Genomic DNA, 16,441 nt, shown 5'->3' with positions numbered 1-16,441 from the left:
CACTCTTTTTGTTAGATCAATCTAACAAAAAACACTTGCCTCTCATGTTAGGTTATTCTAAATTACTTTCCATCAAGACACCGCACGGTGTTCTCAGCAAACAGTTCCGCGACCCCGGCGTTAAGGGGAAATGAGGTCAGCATGGATACTATCGATCTTGGCAACAGCGAATCTCTGGTATGTGGCGTGTTCCCCAACCAGGACGGTACGTTCACCGCGATGACATATACCAAAAGCAAAACGTTTAAAACCGAATCTGGCGCGCGTTGCTGGTTAGCCAGAAACACTGACTGATGAGGCTGACGATGGAATTTAAAGATTTACCGTCTGATGTACAGAAAACAGCAGCTCATACATTGCATTCTGTGCTGCGAGAAATCGGGAAAGATATTGCAAGCGAGCCAGCAAAAGATCTGGCCCGGAAAATCAAGACCGCTTTCGTTGAGCTTTATAATGTTGGCACTGACTCTGAAACTGTCGAGACCAAGACCGTAAGTTCACCAATATTCTCACTTGAGCCAGGCGTATTATCAGGTGAAATATGCACCGAGATTTCCAGCGAACTGCTTCCGGTAATACGAGAAGCAATTTGCCGTCGCGGTTTGGATGGAAGTTACGATCATGACGTCCTGCAAGTTCTCAGGACAATGGTGACTTCACTGGGGATTTGATCCCTGCGTCCTCTAACCTTTTGATATAGCGGTCCTCCAAGAAGCGGTAAATTTTGTCGAAATCATCTTTCCCCTCTGGTTTATTCAGAGGATTACAGGACCCGTAAGTAGCGGCATACATTTCAACCGTTTTATCAAAAATATAAGAGACAAATTCTTCTTTAGTCATATAGATTTCCTTCTTGGTTATTCGGAATAAGAAGGATACCACCTCGCCTGACGTGGTTAAAAGCAGGCACACAACACGAAAGCGCACGGCGAAGTTCGTCTCACTGTACGGTGTCGTTAAATTTAATTCGACCGTGCGCTTCCGGTTGTGGCAACCCGCGAAATGGCGCGGCGGTAAGTATGGCGGGGTTATTCCTTCCCCGTTGAGGACACCGAGTTGTCAGGTTGACCATACGCTTAAGTGACAACCCCGCTGCAACGCCCTCTGTTATCAATTTTCTGGTGACGTTTGGCGGTATCAGTTTTACTCCGTGACTGCTCTGCCGCCGTTTTTAAAGTGAATTTTGTGATGCGGTGAATGCGGCTAAGCGCACGCGGAACAGTTAAAACCAAAAACAGTGTTATGGGTGGATTCTCTGTATCCGGCGTTAATTGTTAACTGGTTAACGTCACCTGGAGGCACCAGGCACTGCATCACAAAATTCATTGTTGAGGACGCGATAATGAAAACGTTATTACCAAACGTTAATACGTCTGAAGGTTGTTTTGAAATTGGTGTCACTATCAGTAACCCTGTATTTACTGAAGATGCCATTAACAAGAGAAAACAAGAACGGGAGCTATTAAATAAAATATGCATTGTTTCAATGCTGGCTCGTTTACGTCTGATGCCAAAAGGATGTGCACAATGAATTCAGCATTTGCGCTTGTTCTGACAGTTTTTCTTGTTTCCGGAGAGCCAGTTGATATTGCAGTCAGTGTTCACAGGACAATGCAGGAGTGTATGACAGCAGCAACCGAACAGAAAATTCCCGGTAACTGTTACCCGGCCGATAAAGTTATTCACCAGGATAATATCGAAATCCCGGCAGGTCTTTAAAACAGTTCCGTAATAAATATCCGGTTTCATTCTTATATGCCAGCAATGGCAGGGATTTGTTCATCCTTAAATCTGTCATGAGGTTAAAACAAAATGAGTAAAGTCTTTATTTGCGCCGCTATTCCTGACGAACTGGCAACAAGGGAAGAAGGCGCTGTGGCTGTAGCCACAGCCATTGAAGCTGGCGACGAACGCCGTGCTCGAGCAAAATTTCACTGGCAGTTCCTGGAACATTATCCGGCTGCTCAGGACTGCGCTTATAAATTTATTGTCTGCGAGGATAAACCTGGCATACCCCGCCCTGCCCTCGATTCATGGGATGCTGAATATATGCAGGAAAACCGCTGGGATGAGGAGTCTGCTTCTTTTGTCCCGGTTGAGACTGAATCCGATCCGATGAACGTCACTTTTGACAAGCTGGCCCCTGAAGTACAGAACGCTGTCATGGTTAAGTTCGACACATGTGAAAACATCACCGTTGATATGGTTATTAGCGCACAGGAATTGTTGCAGGAAGACATGGCAACATTCGACGGACATATCGTTGAAGCGTTGATGAAAATGCCAGAAGTTAACGCCATGTATCCGGAGCTTAAGTTGCACGCCATTGGGTGGGTTAAGCATAAATGTATTCCTGGTGCTAAATGGCCCGAAATTCAGGCAGAGATGCGCATCTGGAAAAAACGTCGTGAAGGTGAACGCAAGGAAACCGGAAAATACACGTCTGTTGTTGATCTCGCCCGCGCCAGAGCCAATCAACAGTACACTGAAAATTCAACAGGAAAAATCAGCCCGGTCATTGCTGCCATTCATCGCGAATACAAGCAGACATGGAAAACACTGGATGACGAACTGGCCTACGCTCTCTGGCCTGGTGATGTGGATGCCGGAAACATTGACGGCAGCATCCATCGCTGGGCAAAAAAAGAAGTTATCGACAACGACCGCGAAGACTGGAAGCGTATCTCGGCATCAATGCGCAAACAGCCTGATGCCCTTCGCTACGACCGCCAGACTATTTTTGGCCTTGTCCGTGAGCGTCCGATCGACATTCACAAAGATCCCATAGCACTGAACAAATATATCTGCGAATACCTGACGACAAAGGGCGTGTTTGAGAATGAAGAAACAGACCTGGGCACTGTTGATGTTCTCCAGTCATCAGAAACACAAACTGATGCAGTGGAAACTGAGGTATCTGATATCCCAAAAAATGAAACCGCGCCGGAAGCTGAACCATCTGTAGAGCGTGAGGGGCCGTTCTATTTCCTCTTCGCAGATAAGGACGGAGAAAAATACGGTCGCGCAAACAAACTTTCTGGTCTGGATAAGGCACTGGCTGCTGGCGCCACTGAAATCACAAAAGAAGAATATTTTGCCCGAAAAAATGGCACATACACGGGCTTACCGCAAAATGTAGATACCGCTGAAGATTCAGAACAACCAGAGCCGATAAAAGTTACCGCTGACGAAGTAAACAAAATTATGCAGGCAGCCAATATCAGCCAGCCTGACGCCGATAAGTTGCTTGCTGCATCACGTGGTGAATTTGTTGAAGGGATTAGTGACCCGAATGATCCGAAATGGGTTAAGGGGATCCAGACCCGCGATTCTGTGAACCAGAACCAGCATGAATCGGAACGGAACTACCAAAAAGCGGAACAAAACAGCACAAATGCGTTACAAAACGAGCCAGAAACGAAACAGCCTGAACCAGTGGCGCAACAGGAAGTGGAAAAAGTCTGCACCGCCTGCGGTCAGACCGGCGGCGGCAACTGCCCTGATTGTGGCGCGGTGATGGGCGACGCAACATACCAAGAAACATTCGATGAAGAGTATCAGGTTGAAGTTCAGGAAGATGATCCGGAGGAAATGGAAGGCGCTGAACATCCACACAAGGAGAACACTGGCGGCAATCAGCATCACAATAGCGATAATGAAACTGGCGAGACGGCAGATCACTCAATTAAGGTGAACGGTCATCACGAAATCACATCCACCAGCAGGACGTGTGACCATCTAATGATCGACCTTGAAACCATGGGAAAAAATCCTGATGCCCCGATCATCTCAATAGGTGCAATATTTTTCGATCCGCAAACCGGAGATATGGGACCGGAATTTAGTAAGACTATCGATCTGGAAACTGCTGGCGGAGTCATTGATCGGGACACCATTAAATGGTGGCTTAAGCAATCACGCGAAGCGCAATCTGCCATTATGACCGATGAAATCCCGTTAGATGATGCACTGTTACAATTGCGGGAATTTATCGACGAAAACTCCAGTGAATTTTTTGTTCAGGTTTGGGGAAATGGAGCCAACTTCGACAACACGATTTTGCGCCGTTCATACGAACGGCAGGGGATCCCCTGCCCGTGGCGTTACTACAACGATCGCGATGTACGCACAATCGTTGAGCTGGGGAAAGCCATAGACTTCGATGCCAGAACGGCTATTCCATTCGAAGGTGAGCGCCATAATGCACTTGATGACGCCCGTTACCAGGCAAAATACGTTTCAGTTATCTGGCAAAAACTGATCCCGAGTCAGGCTGATTCTTAATGTTCAACTGTCGCCGGTTGTGACTGGTATTCTGCAACCGGCGCTCGTCTGATGTAAGAGATAAAGAAATCGATGAGCGAAGTAATCATGATTGTCTCTCCCGGCAAATGGGTATCCGAAGAGCAGTTAATTGCGCTGAAAGGAATAAAAAAAGGTACGTTAAAAAAGGCCCGGGAAAAATCGTTTATGGAAGGAAGGGAATATAAGCATGTCGCTCATGACGGTATGCCATGGGATAACAGTCCATGCTTTTACAACCTGGAAGAAATTGATCGCTGGATTGAGCGCCAGGCATCAGCGAGACCAAGACGTCATCTTACTTGACTAAAAGCCACACTAACTAATGAGAGAAGTTGAAATGAAATATCCGACAGGCGTGGAAAACCATGGAGGGAAATTACGTATCTGGTTTGTTTATAAAGGCGTAAGAGTCAGGGAAAATCTGGGGGTTCCTGACACAGCAAAAAACAGGCGCGTTGCAGGTGAACTACGCTCCTCTGTTTGTTACGCAATAAAAACTGGTGTTTTCGACTATGCAAAACAGTTTCCCTCCTCACGCAATCTGGAAAAATTTGGTGAGGCCCGACAAGATTTAACCATAAAAGAACTGGCTGAAAAATTTCTGGCACTGAAAGAAACTGAAGTCGCCAAAACATCACTCAACACATACCGTGCCGTCATCAAAAATATCCTAAGCATAATCGGTGAAAAAAATCTTGCCTCATCGATTAATAAAGAAAAATTACTGGAGGTTCGTAAAGAGCTACTGACTGGATACCAGATCCCCAAAAGTAACTATATTGTTACACAACCAGGGAGATCGGCTGTAACTGTAAATAATTACATGACAAATCTTAACGCCGTGTTCCAGTTTGGTGTTGATAACGGTTACCTGGCAGATAATCCGTTTAAGGGGATCTCGCCATTAAAGGAATCAAGAACCATTCCGGATCCTCTTTCGCGGGAGGAATTTATCCGTCTTATCGATGCGTGCAGAAATCAGCAAGCAAAAAATTTATGGTGTGTTTCTGTTTATACTGGCGTTCGCCCTGGTGAGCTGTGTGCACTTGGATGGGAGGACATAGATCTGAAAAATGGAACAATGATGATCAGGAGAAATTTAGCAAAAGACCGTTTCACGGTACCAAAAACACAGGCGGGAACCAATCGGGTCATTCATCTTATTAAGCCAGCAATCGACGCTCTCCGGAGTCAGATGACATTAACGAGACTGAGCAAAGAGCATATCATTGATGTTCACCTCAGAGAGTATGGCAGAACAGAAAAACAAAAATGCACCTTTGTTTTTCAACCTGAAGTATCAGCGAGAGTAAAAAATTATGGTGACCATTTTACCGTTGACTCAATAAGGCAGATGTGGGACGCAGCGATAAAACGTGCCGGACTCCGCCATCGAAAATCATATCAGTCGAGACATACTTATGCCTGCTGGTCGCTGACTGCTGGTGCTAACCCGGCATTTATAGCAAACCAGATGGGCCATGCAGATGCGCAAATGGTATTTCAGGTATACGGAAAATGGATGTCTGAAAACAATAATGCACAGGTAGCTTTGTTAAATACACAGTTAAGCGAGTTTGCCCCAACCATACCCCATAACGAAGCAATGAAAAATTAATTTAATATTTATCAAATAGTTGACACGTATGACTCTTGAAATCCATAAATTCAAGTGCCGTACCTAACCATCCTGATACCGCTGCCTTCACTAAATCCTTAGTGCTTCTTTCATGTTTATCTATTGTCATAATTGTTATCTCTAAATAAGAGGTAAGATGCGTAATGCTTATTCGCTATTATTGGTATTATTCAGAAAACGTGAGTAAAACTTTGCAACAATGCTTTTGATCCTTTTCAAATAATGAAATGGCATCAGCAACATGCAGATAATCAAATGTATGGGTAATTAATTTATCAGGATTAATTAACCCTTTGCTTAACCAGTCGATAACTACCGGGAATTTATTGGCATTTAACCGGGAAGAAAAAATAGAGAGTTCCTTGCCGGTAATTCCCTGCTGAATGACTTCAGACGGTTCACTGGAGAAGCCCATTAACACAATTCGTGCCGCCGGAGAAGCCAGCATAACCGCTTCTTTCAAAATGGAAGGATGGCAAGCAGCATCAATAATTAATGTTGGTTTGATGCCCTTTTCAGCGAATATTTCGCCAAGCGATGTCTGGCTGTTATTAATCGCCCAGTCTGCCCCGCTCTCTTTCGCTTTATCCAGTCGTTCATCAATACGATCGGCGACAATCACATTTTTAACGTTATAAACACCTTTCAATACCTGAACGATAGTCAGACCAATCGGGCCGGCACCATAAACCAGCACGGTGTCATCTTCAGTCGGCTGACCGTGTCCAGTAACGTTCGCCGCAATGGTAAAAGGTTCGATCATTACAGCGAACTGATCAGCCACCCCATCGGGAATTTTCCACGCATTCTTCGCCGGAACGACTGCATATTCGCTAAAACCGCCATCAGCGTGAACACCTAATACAGCTAAAGTTGTGCAAACGTTGGGTTTACCCATTGAGCATGGATAACAATGTCCGCAGCTGACTACGGGATCTACCGCAACACGTTCGCCAACTCTGGCGTTATCCACACCTTCACCTACGGCATCAATCACACCAAAAAATTCGTGACCAATGACGCGCGGATATTTCGCAAACGGATTATGACCGCGATAAATGTGACTATCCGATCCACAAATTCCCGCGAGTTTCACTTTTACTCGAACTTCCCCCACTGCCGGGGTCGGAATTTCACGTTCGATAATCGCCAGTTGATTCGGTTTTTCAACTAAAATACTTTTCATTATTGTATGACTCCTTACCAGTTCCATAGCGTGCCATCTTCCAGACGTGCGACTGGTAGATAGGCAGGTTCGTAGGGATATTTTGCCGCCAGCTTTTCATCGAATTCGATGCCAATGCCTGGCTTATCACCAGGATGCATATAGCCGTTATCGAAGCTCCAGTTGTGCGGGAAGACTTCAAGCATTTGTTCTGAATAGCCCATATACTCCTGGACGCCGAAATTCGGCACCCACAGGTCAAAGTGCAACGCCGCAGCCATGCAGACTGGCGACAAATCGGAAGGACCATGTGAACCAGTACGTACCTGGTAAAGCGAAGCAAAATCGGCAATTCTGCGCATACCTGTGATGCCGCCAGCGTGGGTCAGCGTTGTACGGATATAGTCGATGAGTTGTTCTTCAATCAGCTGTTTGCAGTCCCAGATGCTGTTAAAGACTTCACCCACCGCAATTGGCGTTACGGTATGTTGGCGAATGAGGCGGAAGCACTCCTGGTTTTCTGCGGGTGTCGGATCTTCCATCCAGAACAGGCGATAATCTTCAATACTTTTGCCAAAGCGTGCCGCCTCAATGGGTGTTAAACGATGGTGCATGTCATGCAGTACATGCTCATTAAAGCCAAACTTATTGCGCACTGCGTCGAACAGTTTTGGCATAAAGTCGAGATACTTTTCCGTTGACCACAACTGCTCTTCTGGCCACTGCCCTTTGGTCGCAGGTTCATAAGCCAGCCCTTTTCCTTTGGACATACCGTAAGTCGTTTTCATACCGGGAATACCGCACTGCACGCGGATAGCTTTGAATCCCAGTTCTTGATGACGAGCGTAATCATCCAGTGCTTCATCAATACTGTGACCGGTGGTATGACAATAGACCATTACGCCTTCACGGGAAGCCCCACCTAACAGTTGGTAAAGCGGCATGTTTGCGGCTTTGGCTTTAATGTCCCACAGCGCCATATCAACAGCGGAAATAGCCGACATGGTGACAGGGCCGCGACGCCAGTAAGCGCCTTTATAGAAAAACTGCCAGATATCTTCGATACGATGGGCATCGCGGCCTATAAGTTGCGGACAGATATGATCCTGCAAATAGGACGCAACGGAAAGCTCGCGCCCGTTCAGAGTGGCATCACCAAGACCGGTAATACCGTTCTCGGTGGTGATTTTTAAGGTGACGAAATTACGTCCCGGACAGGTAACAAAAACTTCAGCCCCTACGATCTTCATGTTCTATTCCTTGCATCGCTTGTCGTGATGCATGAAATTTACGCAACTGAGCTACTACCATACAAGTATTAAGATCAAGAAAAGCCAGAGCGATCACAAAAAAGGCGCATATTTGCGCCGTGAATAGTTCTAAAAACAGTCAAACTTTATTGTTTTTTCGGGGATCGACTAGTGCGTATATTATTGATAACAAAACATGAGTTATATCAGATAAGTCAGGCGCGTCCCCAGCCAGCAACAATAATCAACATGCCGAAAAGTGCAATTATCGCTCCCGTCCAATCGTAGAGACTGAGCTTCACTCCATCCACAACCCGCAGCCACAGGAGCGCCGTACAGACATAAACACCGCCATATGCTGCATAAACTCGCCCACTTGCTGCTGGATGCAACGTTAACAGCCAGACGAAAAGCGCCAGGGAAATTCCCGCCGGAACCAACAACCAGACACTGGCATTCCGTTTCAGCCACAGCCAGGGCAAAAAACAACCAATGATTTCGCACAAAGCGGTAGCAAAAAACAGTAACGTTGTTTTAATCATCTTTGTCACTCATTGACATCATGTATATTTATAGGACGACATAATATCATCAACATAGACATCCTTCTGGTACGTTTCGCGTTCACAGTGGATCGTGTAAAATCGCCCTTAATCATTCATGTAAGGAATAGATCATGAATATCACTCTCTGCAAAAAACTCAGCCTGCTCGCTTTTCTGCTGCCTTGCGCACTGGCATTTAGCGCAACTACCCATGCAGAAACCAACAAACTGGTGATTGAATCTGGCGACAGCGCACAGAGTCGCCAGCAGGCAGCAATGGAAAAAGAGCAATGGAATGACACGCGTAATCTGCGTCAAAAAATCAACAAACGCACCGAGAAAGAATGGGATAAAGCTGACGCCGCATTTGATAACCGCGATAAATGCGAGCAGAGTGCCAACATTAATGCCTACTGGGAGCCGAATACTTTACGCTGCCTGGATCGTCGTACTGGTCGCGTAATCATCCCCTAACCTGTTATTGATATAAGGAATGTAAGGACACGTTATGACTAGCGCCCACAGTGTTAAGCTACGTCCGCTGGAGCGTGAAGATTTACGCTATGTGCATCAACTCGACAATAACGCCAGCGTGATGCGTTACTGGTTTGAGGAGCCCTACGAAGCCTTCGTTGAACTCTCTGATCTGTACGATAAACATATTCACGATCAGAGTGAACGTCGTTTCGTCGTGGAATGTGATGGCGAAAAGGCAGGTCTGGTGGAACTGGTAGAAATTAACCACGTCCATCGCCGCGCAGAATTTCAGATAATCATCTCCCCGGAATACCAAGGTAAAGGTCTGGCAACCCGCGCCGCGAAATTAGCGATGGATTATGGTTTCACTGTTCTTAATCTTTATAAGCTTTATCTGATTGTTGATAAAGAGAATGAGAAAGCGATTCATATATATCGTAAGCTCGGTTTTACGGTCGAAGGTGAACTGATGCATGAATTCTTTATTAACGGTCAATATCGTAATGCCATTCGCATGTGCATATTCCAGCATCAGTATCTGGCGGAACATAAAACGCAAGGGCAAACTCTACTAAAACCGACCGCGCAATAGTATTAATAATAATCAATGGTATTTTTGATGGTGTAAACCCGTTCGACGGCGGGTTTTACTCCCTCATCCACAATGATTAATTGGCAGTCCACTGGATTCGCGTGGCTGTCATATTCACAAGTCTGTCTGACATTACCAACCTGTTGATTATTCAGTAAAGTAATTGCCGTATAATCCAGTTTTTTGATCGGGTCCGTTGATGGTGTGGCGCTGACAGATAACGTTTTGTCGTTACTTTTCGTCGTTTTCCCCAGCGGATAACCCTGATCATCATAGTGATATTCCATCTGCATCTGTTTGCTGCTGGCCTTAACCACGAAACCATTATCATCAGTTTCCCAACTTACACCGGCAGAAGGTAATTCTGCTAACTGGCATTTTCCCTGTAGACGTACTCTTTTCTCCAGCGTCTGTGCATCCCGATAATAATTTGCATCCAACACCAGGGTAATCACGGTATTATTTTCCAGATCCAGTAATTCGAGGGAATCAAAACAGCCCTCTTCCGATAAATTCCCCGAAACACGTTTCGTGACTTCCCCTTGCTCATTCATTAACGTCTGAGTGAAATCTTTAACCGGCCCACGCAGCGGGTCAAAATCAAATTCATTAGAGAAACTGGCCATTTCTGGCGTTAATGAAAGAGTTACCTCTGTACGGTCACATCCTGTGAGTATTATCGCAAGCAAACATGGCAGTAATTTGTAATTCACATCAATCACCAGACAGTAGAGATGATTCTCAATCATAGTAGTAAATACAGTAATTTACACGTGAAATGCTATGCTTATTTAGTAATATTCATGTAAGGAGCCAATGATGAAAATCATAGCCTGCAGTGCCGCACTTCTGCTCACCCTGGCCTCATCCACAGTGCTCGCCGCGTCGGATTCATGTGAGCGCATAAAAAGTGATATTTCACAGCGTATTATCAATAACGGCGTACCAGAAAGTGGCTTCACTTTAAGTATTGTGCCGAATGATCAGGTCGACCAGCCTGATTCACAGGTCGTCGGGCATTGCGCTAACGACACGCATAAAATTCTCTACACCCGCACCACCAGCGGTAATGTTTCTGCCCACACCCAGCCACCCCATGATAATGAGCCTGCGGAATCGCATTAATAAACCAGTGACTGCCTGATACGATGCTTACGCATCATATCAGGCCTGCCGTGTGGTATTGTTATGCGCAGGCAGTGTCCGCTAGCTGGGACACCTGCGGTGAGATGATCGGGCGTGCGCTCGTTTATGGCCTGCACATAATGCCCGGAATGACCATCGCAGGTTAACAAATTGGTGCGGGATAAACCGCACGTTTCAGGATGATAGGAATGACGCATTTCTCACAACAAGATAATTTTTCTGTCGCGGCGCGCGTGCTGGGCGCGCTGTTTTATTACGCTCCTGAGAGTAAAGAGGCCTCTCCACTGGTTTCTGCGCTAACCAGTGACGATTGGGTCACCCAGTGGCCTTTATCACAAACGTCATTAGCGCCGCTGGCAACGGCTTTTAAGGAAGAATGTGAAGAGTCGCGTACTCAGGCCTGGCAACGATTATTTGTCGGGCCGTGGGCGCTACCCTCTCCTCCGTGGGGATCTGTCTGGCTGGATCGCGAATCGGTGCTGTTTGGCGATTCTACTTTGGCGCTTCGTCAATGGATGCGCGAAAAAGGCATTCAGTTTGAAATGAAACAAAACGAACCGGAAGATCATTTTGGTTCGCTGCTGTTGATGGCAGCATGGCTGGCAGAGAACGGTCGTCAGACCGAGTGCGAAGAGTTGTTGGCCTGGCATCTTTTACCGTGGTCAACACGCTTTCTTGAGGTGTTTATCGAGAAGGCGGAACACCCTTTTTATCGCACGCTCGGTGAGCTGGCTCGTTTAACGCTGACACAATGGCAGTCACAGTTGCTGATTCCTGTCGCGGTAAAACCCCTGTTTCGCTGAATAATCCTGAGTAAGACCGAAGGGCGTAAACTGCACGCCTTTCGGCTCCGGTAAGTGACAACGTCACGCTTAATACCACATAAAGCACGCACAGCTTTTGCGCCAGGCTTCTTTTCCCGCAAAATAGAGACCCGTGTTTAATTTGCCGTTTCTGCTCATGCAACATCTACATGTCTACCCGGATCTGCGCACCATGTTCCGCCGCCTGCTTATCGCAATGGTCGTAGGCATTCTGGCGGCCTTTGCCGTTGCAGGGTTTCGTCATGCGATGCTGCTACTGGAGTGGCTGTTCCTCAATAATGACTCCGGCAGTCTGGTCAATGCAGCAACGAACCTTTCTCCGTGGCGTCGGCTGCTAACGCCGGCGCTCGGCGGACTGGCGGCTGGTTTGTTGCTGATGGGTTGGCAGAAACTCACTCAACAACGCCCCCATGCGCCTACCGATTATATGGAGGCGTTACAAACCGATGGGCAGTTTGATTACGCCACCAGTCTGATTAAATCCTTCGCTTCTTTGCTGGTGGTGACCAGCGGCAGCGCCATTGGTCGTGAAGGTGCGATGATCCTGTTGGCGGCACTTGCTGCATCCTGGTTTGCCCAACGTTTTACCCCACGCGAAGAGTGGAAATTGTGGATTGCCTGTGGCGCGGCTGCGGGGATGGCAGCAGCCTATCGCGCCCCACTTGCCGGGAGTTTATTTATTGCCGAAGTATTGTTTGGCACCATGATGCTGGCCTCCCTTGCACCAGTAGTAATCTCTGCCGTAGTGGCATTGCTTATTAGCAATCTTCTTAATCACAGCAATGCTTTGCTCTACAGCGTGCAACTCTCCATGATGATTCAGGCTCGTGACTATGCACTGATTATCAGTACAGGCGTGCTGATGGGTTTGTGCGGTCCATTGTTTTTAAAGCTAATGAACGCCAGTCATCAGGGTTTTATTAATCTAAAACTTGCACCGCCCTGGCAACTGGCATTGGGAGGGTTAATCGTGGGTCTGCTTTCCCTGCTCACTCCTGCCGTGTGGGGCAACGGCTATAGTACGGTGCAATCCTTTTTAACAGCCCCGCCACTGTTTATGGGCATTGCCGTGATCTTCCTCTGCAAGCTAGTTGCCGTGCTGGCCAGCAGTGGTTCCGGCGCGCCTGGGGGCGTGTTTACGCCGACCTTATTTATCGGACTGGCAATTGGCATGTTGTATGCCCGGAGCCTGGGGTTATGGTTTACTGACAGTGAAGGAATTACGCTTTTACTTGGGCTAACCGGGATGGCAACACTACTGGCTGCGACTACACATGCGCCCATTATGTCGACACTGATGATATGTGAAATGACCGGGGAGTATCAGCTACTCCCCGGTTTATTGATTGCTTGTGTGATTGCGTCAGTAATGTCGCGGACGTTACATCGTGATTCTATCTACCGCCAGCACACTACGCAGCATGGATAAGCGGATATATTGCCCCAGTTCACGCTGTTCTGCGCGAGGCAGATAAGGAAGCTCACCAATAAGCGGTGCCGGGAGTTTTTTACCCAATACATCAATGATTTCAGCGTAATGTGCTAACCCTGGGTTGATACGGTTAGCCACCCAGCCAATCAGCGGCAGTCCGTCGTTGGCAATCGCCTGTGCGGTCAGAAGCGCATGGTTAATACAACCTTCCTGAATACCTACCACCATCAACACGGGTAGCTGCTCCTGAACCACCCATTCAGAGAGCGGACGCAGGTCATTCATCAGGCTACGCCAGCCACCAGTACCTTCAACAACCACATGGTCGACTTTATCAGTCAGATTAGCCAGGCCATTTGAAATAAGGGTGTAATTGATCGGGCAACTGTGCGCCACACTGCTTTCTTCTTCGCTTAACGCTATGGGATTGACTGCTTCATAAGGCAGTTCAATTGATGAAACACTCTGCAACACCAGGGCATCTTTATTACGTAGCCCATCAGGTGTCTCTTTGCTCCCCTTCGCCACGGGTTTATACCCCGCAACCGTTTTTCCCTGGGAGGCTAACGCTTGTAGCAATGCGCGGGAAACCACTGTTTTCCCCACAGAAGTGTCTGTACCTGTTATAAAGAAACGCTTCAGCATCACTAACTCCACCGTTATGCTTCACAAATATAAGCCAGGAAAATAATTCAACTTTGGAAGTCTAAGTTATGCGTTCCTGGCTCAATTTGAGATAGCGCAAATTTTGGTAGAACAGTTAAAAAATGTTAACCCTGCAACAGACGAATCAACAAAGAACCGTTATACATCGCGTCTTTTACCAACGCCGCCCCCGCCATCGTCCCCTGATTAGAGAACTGGGTACTCTCGACGCTAATATGCTGGCTGTAGGCGGGAAGCGCCTGCTGACGGATACTGTCAGAAATTACAGGGAACAGGATCTCTGCAGCTTTGCTTAGCGGCGAACCAATCAGTATTTTTTGTGGGTTGAATAAATTCACCATAATGGCAAGAATTCGCCCGACGTGCGTCCCCACGCCAGTAATAATATCTTTTGCCAGCAGATCGCCCTGCAACGCAGCCAGACACAATGAATCCACAGTTAATGGCTGCCCATGTAACATCGAACTCATAGATTGATTCAAACGTAATTGTGCAAGCTCAAGAATACTATCAACACTAGCAATGGTTTCCAGGCAGCCGTGGTTACCGCAATAACAGCGTTTCCCGTAGGGATCGACCTGAGTGTGACCAATTTCCACAAGGCTACTGCTTCCCGCGTGTAGCAAATGACCATCGGTAATCACACCAGCACCCACGTTGTGATCAATCACCACCTGAATCACATCGCGTGCTCCGCGTGATGCGCCGAACAAGGCCTCAGCCATCGTCCATGCGCTAATATCATGCTGAATATAAACCGGTACACCGGTGTGCTGCTCCAGTACTTCGCCGAGCGGCATCTCTTTTACGTCCTCATAGAACGGCATACGATGCACAATGCCATTTTCCGTATCAATAATTCCCGGCAAGGTTATGGCAATCGAAGTTAGACGCTCCAGTTTTTTCTGATGGCGGATAAAAAACTGATCAATATGATTAATGATGCGATCCAGCAGTGGCGAGTCATCTTTCAACGCCAGCTCCTGCGACTCTTCCACCACCAGTTTGCTGCTCAGATCGCGCAGGGCAAGGAAAATCTCCCCGCGACTAATGCGCAAAGAAAGATAGTGCCAGGCTTCGGTTTCAACCACTAGCCCCACCGCTGGACGACCACGGTTCCCCGCTTCTTTAATTTCCAGCTCTTGCACCAGGTGCGCTTCGAGCATTTCACGGACAATTTTGGTGATACTGGCTGGCGCCAGTTGCGCCAGCCGGGAAAGATCGATACGCGAAACTGGACCAAGCTGATCAATCAGGCGGTAAACCGCGCCCGCGTTGGTCTGCTTTATTTGATCAATGTGCCCAGGCTGGTTTTCAGCAACCACCGCATACTCCCTATATTTTCGCGCTCCGAAATAATCTGTAGGTTATGGTGAAGTACTTCAATATGCGTCGTCAAATTTTTACTTCGTCATGTGATTGACAGCACATTTTTCGGTTTTTTTTGCTGAATTATCCCTCACCGGAGTGCATTCATCAGCTGAATACGAAAGTTTCGCGCTGCCGGGCTTTGTTCACGATGCTTTGGCCAAACCAGCCACATTTCAGAAACCGCATCCTCTTCAGCAATAGGTAACCAGCGCATTTCATTGAGTTGGACACGTTTAAAAGAGGCGGGCAAAATCGAAACACCAAGACCGGCGGAAACCAGACCGATGATCGTCATCGCCTCGCCAACTTCCTGGGTGATGACCGGAGTCAGATTATAACGCCGCATCAGGCCAATAATGTCGTCATACAGCCCTGTCCCTACGTGCGGATCAAAAAAAACAAACGGCTCTTTTGCCAGTTCCGCCAGCGTTACATTCGGTTTATTTGCCAAAGGATGATCGTGCGGGATCATCGCCATAAGCGGTTCATGCACGATTACTGCGTGATCCAGCGTCTCCGGCAACACGGTGTTTCGTAACAACCCCATATCGAGCGTCCCTTCGGTAAGAGGGTCTATTTGCTCGCGAGTATTCATCTCACGCGTCTGCAAATGGACATCAGGAAATTCACAGCGAAATAGCGATAAGGTATCAGACACTGCGCGAATAAAGGGTGCCGACGAGGTAAAGCCAATGCGTAACTCTCCCGCCTCTCCCTGATGCAGACGCTCAGCGCGAGCGGCTGCGTCATCCACCATAGACAGGATTTGCCGACTATCAGCAAGGAACTGCTTTCCTGCTGCCGTAAGCAGCACGCTGCGGTTGGTTCGTGCCAACAGTCGCGCGCCAATTTGTTGCTCCAGAGCCTGAATCTGCTGACTTAACGGCGGTTGCGAAATGTTCAGGCGGGCAGCCGCGCGTCCAAAATGCAGCTCTTCCGCAACGGCAACAAAGTACCGGAGGTGACGCAATTCAATATTCATATCTTAAACATCTTATTTGAGATTATTAATATATTAGACATAACAATT

20 protein-coding genes are annotated in these 16,441 nt (G+C 47.4%); 12 read left to right on the top strand and 8 right to left on the bottom strand.

From position 1 onward, the window contains the following. The first annotated feature begins 141 nt into the window (after window positions 1-141). Window positions 142-294, top strand: coding sequence for a DUF1391 family protein (locus tag RGV86_RS01765; RefSeq protein ID WP_000379591.1), 153 nt, complete (start codon window positions 142-144; stop codon window positions 292-294). 11 nt (window positions 295-305) lie between these two features. Further along, on the top strand, window positions 306-671 hold the full coding sequence (locus RGV86_RS01760; RefSeq protein ID WP_001320327.1) for a hypothetical protein: 366 nt from the start codon (window positions 306-308) through the stop codon (window positions 669-671). Here RGV86_RS01760 and RGV86_RS01755 read toward each other — a convergent pair. After that, a complete protein-coding gene (locus RGV86_RS01755; RefSeq protein WP_000159335.1) occupies window positions 640-840 on the bottom strand; it encodes a hypothetical protein in 201 nt (66 codons plus the stop codon). The two genes, RGV86_RS01760 and RGV86_RS01755, sit on opposite strands and share 32 nt — an antisense overlap. 502 nt (window positions 841-1,342) lie before the next feature. On the opposite strand from RGV86_RS01755, the gene dicB reads away from it, so the two are divergent. From dicB to RGV86_RS01730, 5 genes are all read left to right on the top strand, one after another. Beyond that, window positions 1,343-1,531 carry a cell division inhibition protein DicB gene (gene dicB, locus RGV86_RS01750; RefSeq protein ID WP_000854559.1) on the top strand — a complete coding sequence of 63 codons (189 nt, stop codon included), beginning with the start codon at window positions 1,343-1,345 and terminating at the stop codon, window positions 1,529-1,531. Beyond that, window positions 1,528-1,719, top strand: a complete 192-nt coding sequence (gene ydfD, locus RGV86_RS01745; RefSeq protein WP_001083272.1) for a lysis protein YdfD — start codon at window positions 1,528-1,530, stop codon at window positions 1,717-1,719. Before dicB ends, ydfD begins: the two co-directional genes overlap by 4 nt. 93 nt (window positions 1,720-1,812) lie before the next feature. Next, window positions 1,813-4,284, top strand: coding sequence for a 3'-5' exonuclease (locus tag RGV86_RS01740; RefSeq protein WP_001695751.1), 2,472 nt, complete (start codon window positions 1,813-1,815; stop codon window positions 4,282-4,284). 72 nt (window positions 4,285-4,356) lie between these two features. Further along, window positions 4,357-4,608 carry an excisionase family protein gene (locus RGV86_RS01735; RefSeq protein ID WP_000005552.1) on the top strand — a complete coding sequence of 84 codons (252 nt, stop codon included), beginning with the start codon at window positions 4,357-4,359 and terminating at the stop codon, window positions 4,606-4,608. Between the two features lie 34 nt (window positions 4,609-4,642). Next, window positions 4,643-5,923: a tyrosine-type recombinase/integrase gene (locus RGV86_RS01730; RefSeq protein ID WP_000877000.1), complete on the top strand. Its 1,281-nt coding sequence runs from the start codon at window positions 4,643-4,645 to the stop codon at window positions 5,921-5,923. Between the two features lie 187 nt (window positions 5,924-6,110). Here RGV86_RS01730 and RGV86_RS01725 read toward each other — a convergent pair whose 3' ends face one another. From RGV86_RS01725 to RGV86_RS01715, 3 genes are all read right to left on the bottom strand, one after another. After that, window positions 6,111-7,130, bottom strand: coding sequence for a Zn-dependent oxidoreductase (locus RGV86_RS01725; RefSeq protein ID WP_085460708.1), 1,020 nt, complete (start codon window positions 7,128-7,130; stop codon window positions 6,111-6,113). A 14-nt stretch (window positions 7,131-7,144) separates the two neighbouring features. Then, complete coding sequence (rspA, locus tag RGV86_RS01720; protein WP_085460707.1) at window positions 7,145-8,359, bottom strand: starvation-sensing protein RspA; 1,215 nt, start codon at window positions 8,357-8,359, stop codon at window positions 7,145-7,147. A 215-nt stretch (window positions 8,360-8,574) separates the two neighbouring features. Next, a complete protein-coding gene (locus tag RGV86_RS01715) occupies window positions 8,575-8,901 on the bottom strand; it encodes a YnfA family protein (protein ID WP_010346477.1) in 327 nt (108 codons plus the stop codon). Window positions 8,902-9,035: 134 nt separating this feature from the next. Here RGV86_RS01715 and RGV86_RS01710 point away from each other — a divergent pair, with 134 nt between their 5' ends. Together RGV86_RS01710 and speG are read left to right on the top strand one after the other, a co-directional pair. Beyond that, a complete protein-coding gene (locus RGV86_RS01710) occupies window positions 9,036-9,377 on the top strand; it encodes a DUF1283 family protein (protein ID WP_001027858.1) in 342 nt (113 codons plus the stop codon). A gap of 34 nt (window positions 9,378-9,411) precedes the next feature. Then, the gene (gene speG, locus RGV86_RS01705) at window positions 9,412-9,972 is read left to right on the top strand and encodes a spermidine N1-acetyltransferase (protein ID WP_000199501.1); all 561 of its coding nucleotides are present in this window, start codon (window positions 9,412-9,414) and stop codon (window positions 9,970-9,972) included. 2 nt (window positions 9,973-9,974) lie between these two features. Here the strand turns inward: speG and RGV86_RS01700 are convergent, their stop codons facing one another. Then, on the bottom strand, window positions 9,975-10,685 hold the full coding sequence (locus RGV86_RS01700) for a YnfC family lipoprotein (protein ID WP_077629694.1): 711 nt from the start codon (window positions 10,683-10,685) through the stop codon (window positions 9,975-9,977). Between the two features lie 106 nt (window positions 10,686-10,791). On the opposite strand from RGV86_RS01700, the gene RGV86_RS01695 reads away from it, so the two are divergent. The 3 genes from RGV86_RS01695 to clcB all read left to right on the top strand — a co-directional run bounded on the left by RGV86_RS01695 (window position 10,792) and on the right by clcB (window position 13,371). After that, the gene (locus tag RGV86_RS01695; RefSeq protein WP_085460706.1) at window positions 10,792-11,097 is read left to right on the top strand and encodes a DUF1161 domain-containing protein; all 306 of its coding nucleotides are present in this window, start codon (window positions 10,792-10,794) and stop codon (window positions 11,095-11,097) included. Window positions 11,098-11,306: 209 nt separating this feature from the next. Then, the gene (dmsD, locus tag RGV86_RS01690) at window positions 11,307-11,921 is read left to right on the top strand and encodes a Tat proofreading chaperone DmsD (RefSeq protein WP_000148722.1); all 615 of its coding nucleotides are present in this window, start codon (window positions 11,307-11,309) and stop codon (window positions 11,919-11,921) included. A gap of 157 nt (window positions 11,922-12,078) precedes the next feature. Next, window positions 12,079-13,371 carry a voltage-gated ClC-type chloride channel ClcB gene (gene clcB, locus RGV86_RS01685; RefSeq protein WP_071987965.1) on the top strand — a complete coding sequence of 431 codons (1,293 nt, stop codon included), beginning with the start codon at window positions 12,079-12,081 and terminating at the stop codon, window positions 13,369-13,371. On the opposite strand, the gene bioD is transcribed toward clcB, so the two are convergent. The 3 genes from bioD to RGV86_RS01670 all read right to left on the bottom strand — a co-directional run bounded on the left by bioD (window position 13,324) and on the right by RGV86_RS01670 (window position 16,393). Beyond that, window positions 13,324-14,019 carry a dethiobiotin synthase gene (gene bioD, locus RGV86_RS01680; protein WP_000919215.1) on the bottom strand — a complete coding sequence of 232 codons (696 nt, stop codon included), beginning with the start codon at window positions 14,017-14,019 and terminating at the stop codon, window positions 13,324-13,326. The genes clcB and bioD overlap by 48 nt on opposite strands. Window positions 14,020-14,144: 125 nt before the next feature. Beyond that, window positions 14,145-15,365: a sugar metabolism global transcriptional regulator Mlc gene (gene mlc, locus RGV86_RS01675; protein WP_000225268.1), complete on the bottom strand. Its 1,221-nt coding sequence runs from the start codon at window positions 15,363-15,365 to the stop codon at window positions 14,145-14,147. Between the two features lie 134 nt (window positions 15,366-15,499). Further along, the gene (locus tag RGV86_RS01670; RefSeq protein WP_001019520.1) at window positions 15,500-16,393 is read right to left on the bottom strand and encodes a LysR family transcriptional regulator; all 894 of its coding nucleotides are present in this window, start codon (window positions 16,391-16,393) and stop codon (window positions 15,500-15,502) included. Window positions 16,394-16,441: the final 48 nt, after the last annotated feature.

The organism is Escherichia ruysiae, assembly GCF_031323975.1.
Lineage (GTDB): Bacteria > Pseudomonadota > Gammaproteobacteria > Enterobacterales > Enterobacteriaceae > Escherichia > Escherichia ruysiae.
Note: the sequence above shows the minus strand (reverse complement) of the source record. Positions and strands in the feature narration are given on the sequence as shown.